Genomic DNA, 4338 nt, shown 5'->3' with positions numbered 1-4338 from the left:
TTGCTGCGCGCGAAGGCTTCAACAATGTGTTCAGGAAGGGCGGTATCCCGGAAGACGCCATTACCTGGAGCGTGAATTCCGCCGAGGACGACTGCACCCCTGTGGCCATTCTTGCCGCCACCGGGCTTGTACCCTCCCGCGGTGAGGCCAAGCGCAAGATTGCGGCCGGTTCCCTCAAGGTGAACGGGGAAAAGATCATCGACGGTCTTCTGCCCCTGCCTGCCGGGGAGTATACACTCAAGTACGGTAAGAAGGGCTTTGTGGTTCTTACCGTGAAGTAGGTCGACATGCTGGATATCAAGCCTCAACCTTTCGGTCGCTGCGCTGAAACGCGATGCCCTGGCCGTTGTCCCTACCGTGACCCGGAACTCATGACAGCTGAGGGCCGCGCCGCGCTGCTCGACGGCGTTCGTCCTGCCGAGGGAGAACCTTGGCCGGCAAAGGTGGTGCACGTCCTTCGTCAGCCGGAAGAATCCGTGGAGGAGGTGCCCCGCATGAAGGCCAAGAACGTGGGGATCCTGCTCAAAACCCTGGGATTACGCCAGGGGACGGCCATTGTGGCCTGCGGCGATACCCTGCTTACACCTGACACACCCCTTTATCCCGGCCAGCATGTGCTGGTGAGAACAGTCATGAGCAGCGGTTGAGCCGAGACGAAAAAAAACTACGGCAGCCCGGTTGCGCGGAAAAGATGCGCAGCCGGGCTTTTTTTCATGGGAAAAAGCCGACGGTTATCCTGAGGATGCATACAGGAAGCATACGGGCGGAAGCCGTCCGACTCTCAGGAAGGGGGCAGGAGATGTTCCCTAAGAGACGAGCTGCGGCCGGGCATGGGTCTGAAAGGACGGCGCAGAGGGCGACGGCTTATCATTGTTTTTCTGCGGAAAAACGTGTTTTTTCAGAGTGAGCCATGCTGCACGTCCTCAAAGTCCGGGGGAAGGGGCGGAGTTGTCACCGTTTTCTCCTGTATGTTGAAATCAGGAACGATTCCCCCTTGACTGCCGGGCGGGCATGCTTATTTCAATGTCGATGCAGGAAAATGATGCATCACAGGAGAACATGATATGGGTGTGGCTTACAAGGATTATTACAAGTTGCTGGGCGTTGAGCGTTCGGCATCGAAAGAAGAAATCGCCAAGGCGTATAAGAAGCTCGCCCGCAAGTATCATCCCGACCTGAACCCCGGCGATAAGAGCGCTGAGGAAAAGTTCAAGGATATCAACGAAGCCTATGAGGTGCTCAAGGACGAGGAAAAGCGCCGCATGTACGATCAGCTCGGCCCCAACTGGAAGGACGGCCAGCAGTTCACCGGCGGCCCGGGCTTTGAGAACTTCAACTTCAATTTCAACGGAACACAGGGCGGCTTCGGCGGCGGAATGAACAGCGACTTTTTTGAGGCGCTGTTCGGCCAGATGGGGCGCGGCGGCTTCGGCGGACGTGCGGAGAGCGATCCGTTCTCCTCCTTCGGCGGAAGTTACGGCAGGCGTTCCCGGCGCGGTTCCGACGTGGAGGCTGAAATCGAGATTTCCCTCGAAGATGCGCGCAAGGGCGGCACCAAACAGGTGACGCTCTCCAGCGGCGGTTCGTCGAGCAACCTTCAGATCACCATCCCTGCCGGCATACGCGACGGCGGCAAACTCCGCCTTCGCGGCAAGGGCAATCCCGGGGATCCCGCCGGAGATCTGTACCTCACGGTGCGCTATGCGAAGCACCCCGTATTCCGGGTGGATGGGCTGGATGTTACCTGCGACGTGACCTTGCAGCCCTGGGAAGCCGTGTTCGGCGCGAAAAAACGCGTACCTACGCTGGACGGCGAGGTGGAGATGAACATCCCTGCGGGCTCTTCCAGCGGGCGCAAGCTCCGCATGCGTGGACGCGGCCTTGGCCCGGCTTCGGGCCGTGGCGATGAATATGTGAACATCGCCATCAGCGTTCCGAAACCGGAGGACTTGAACGAAGAGCAGCTGAAACTGTGGAAGGCTCTTGCCGGGCGTCAGTAGGCTCTGAGAGTGATATTCGAGGTGGGATATGGCGATTGAAATGATAACCGCGTGCTCTCCCGCAGCCTCGGCTCTGATAGCCTGGGCCGAATTTCTGGAACAGACGGGCACGCCCGAGGAACGCGTGAGGGAGCTCATGGAGCTTGGCTGGCTGGAACCGGCGGGCCGCGCGACCCATGCCGTATTGTTCCGCCGCTCCGACGTTTACCGTACCAGGAAACTCTCGCGCCTTTGCGAGGATTTTGAGATGCCCTGCGTGGCAGGCACCATCATTGTCGACCTTCTGGACCGCATCGCGAGCCTGGAAACGCGCCTGCGTGAGCTGGAGAGAAGGTAGCTTCGGCCGAAAGGCCCCCTTTCCGGGAGGTTCCCGGTTTTCATAAAGAAAAAAATTTCGCACGGCGCAGACGAATCTGCGCCGACTTCTGAAGTGCGGGCTTTGGAAGGCCGCAGGCCTTCCCGGTTCCGCAGGGAGGACAGGTTATGGATATGAACAAGTTTACCATGAAGGCGCAGGAGGCTTTGAGCGACGCTCAGAACATCGCCCTCATGCGCAATCATCAGGAAGTGGACGTCGAACATCTGGCTCTCGCCCTTCTCAGGCAGAAGGACGGACTTGTTCCCGGCATTGTGAACCGTATGGGCGTCAGGCCTGAAGTGGTGGCCGCGGAACTGGAGCAGGCGCTGGATAAAAGGCCTTCCGTCACAGGCTCCGGCGTGGATCAGCAGGCCATACGCATTACCCAGCGTCTGGCCCGCGCCCTGGCCCAGTCGGAAGAGCTGGCCCGTCGCCTGAAGGATGAGTACATCAGCGTGGAGCATATTTTCGCGCAGCTCATCGATGCGGGCGGAGCCATGGGCGATATCTGCCGCAAGAACGGCGTAGATCAGGAAAAGTTCCTGCGCGCCACTGCCGAAGTGCGCGGGGGCCAGAGAGTGACTTCCGCAAGCCCCGAAGATACCTATGAGGCGCTTTCCAAATACGGGCGCGACCTTGTGGAGGATGCGGGGAAGGGCAAGCTCGATCCCGTCATCGGCAGGGATCAGGAAATCCGCCGCACCATACGCATTCTGTCGCGCCGTACCAAGAACAACCCGGTGCTCATAGGCGAAGCGGGCGTGGGCAAGACGGCTATTGTGGAAGGCCTGGCCCACCGTATCGTGAAGGGTGACGTACCCGAAGGACTCAGGAACAAGAAGCTCATCGCTCTGGATATGGGCGCGCTCATTGCGGGTGCGAAGTATCGCGGCGAGTTCGAGGAGCGCCTGAAGGCCGTGCTGAACGAAGTGCAGAAGGCCGAGGGACGCATCATCCTGTTCATCGATGAGCTGCACACCATCGTGGGCGCGGGCAAGACCGACGGCGCCATGGACGCGAGCAATCTGCTCAAGCCCATGCTGGCCAGGGGCGAGCTGCACTGCATAGGCGCAACCACCATTGATGAATACCGCAAGTACATTGAAAAGGATCCGGCGCTGGAGCGCCGCTTCCAGCCCGTGCTTGTGGAGGAGCCGAATACGGAGGACGCCATTTCCATCCTGCGTGGGCTCAAGGAGCGTTTTGAGGTTCATCACGGCGTGCGCATCAGCGACTCCGCCATAGTGGAAGCCGTGGTGCTTTCGCAGCGCTACATTTCCGACAGGCAGCTTCCCGACAAGGCCATTGACATTATCGATGAAGCGGCGGCCATGATCCGCACGGAGATAGACTCCCTGCCTTCGGAACTGGATGAGATCAACCGCAAAGTCATGCAGCTGGAGATAGAACGTGAAGCCCTGCGCCGGGAAACCGACGATGCTTCCCGCGAGCGTCTCCAGAAGCTGGAGAGCGAACTTGCCGATATCCGCGGCACGCAGGAGACCCTGCGCGCACGCTGGGAAGCGGAAAAGGGCGCCATTGAAGGCGTGCGTGCCCTCAAGGAAAAAATAGAGCAGACCCGCCATCAGATCGAGGAAGCGGAACGCTCCTATGACCTTGCCAAAGCCTCGCAGCTCAAGTACGCCACGCTCCCTGAGCTGGAAAAGCAGCTGAAGGAAACTGAGGAAAAGGCGGCCGCCGTGAGCGACGGCAAGGAAAACCGTCTGCTGCGCGAGGAAGTGGGCCCCGACGACGTGGCCGATATTGTAGCGCGTTGGACGGGTATCCCGGTAACAAGGCTTCTGCAGTCGGAGCGCGAAAAGCTCCTGGAACTTCCCGCCCGCCTGCATGAGCGCGTGATCGGGCAGGACGAGGCCGTGCAGGCCGTGTCGGACGCAGTACTCCGTGCTCGCGCCGGTCTTTCCGATCCCCATCGTCCCCTGGGCTCCTTCATTTTCCTCGGCCCCACCGGCGTAGGCA

Annotated in this window: 4 protein-coding genes and 1 pseudogene; all 5 read left to right on the top strand. The window is 60.1% G+C overall.

Going from position 1 to position 4338, the window contains the following annotated elements:
• A pseudogene (locus tag K8W16_RS10445) lies at positions 1-281 on the top strand (tyrosine--tRNA ligase); the annotation flags it as partial.
• 90 nt (positions 282-371) lie between these two features.
• Complete coding sequence (locus tag K8W16_RS10440; protein ID WP_304123411.1) at positions 372-647, top strand: hypothetical protein; 276 nt, start codon at positions 372-374, stop codon at positions 645-647.
• Positions 648-1064: 417 nt separating this feature from the next.
• A complete protein-coding gene (locus K8W16_RS10435) occupies positions 1065-2000 on the top strand; it encodes a J domain-containing protein (protein WP_304123408.1) in 936 nt (311 codons plus the stop codon).
• A 28-nt stretch (positions 2001-2028) separates the two neighbouring features.
• The gene (locus K8W16_RS10430; RefSeq protein WP_304123406.1) at positions 2029-2337 is read left to right on the top strand and encodes a chaperone modulator CbpM; all 309 of its coding nucleotides are present in this window, start codon (positions 2029-2031) and stop codon (positions 2335-2337) included.
• A gap of 146 nt (positions 2338-2483) precedes the next feature.
• Positions 2484-4338: Clp protease N-terminal domain-containing protein (locus tag K8W16_RS10425; RefSeq protein WP_304123404.1), on the top strand; the 1855-nt coding region annotated here is incomplete at its 3' end.

The organism is Mailhella massiliensis (assembly GCF_020741395.1).
GTDB lineage: Bacteria > Desulfobacterota > Desulfovibrionia > Desulfovibrionales > Desulfovibrionaceae > Mailhella > Mailhella massiliensis_A.
Note: the sequence above shows the minus strand (reverse complement) of the source record. Positions and strands in the feature narration are given on the sequence as shown.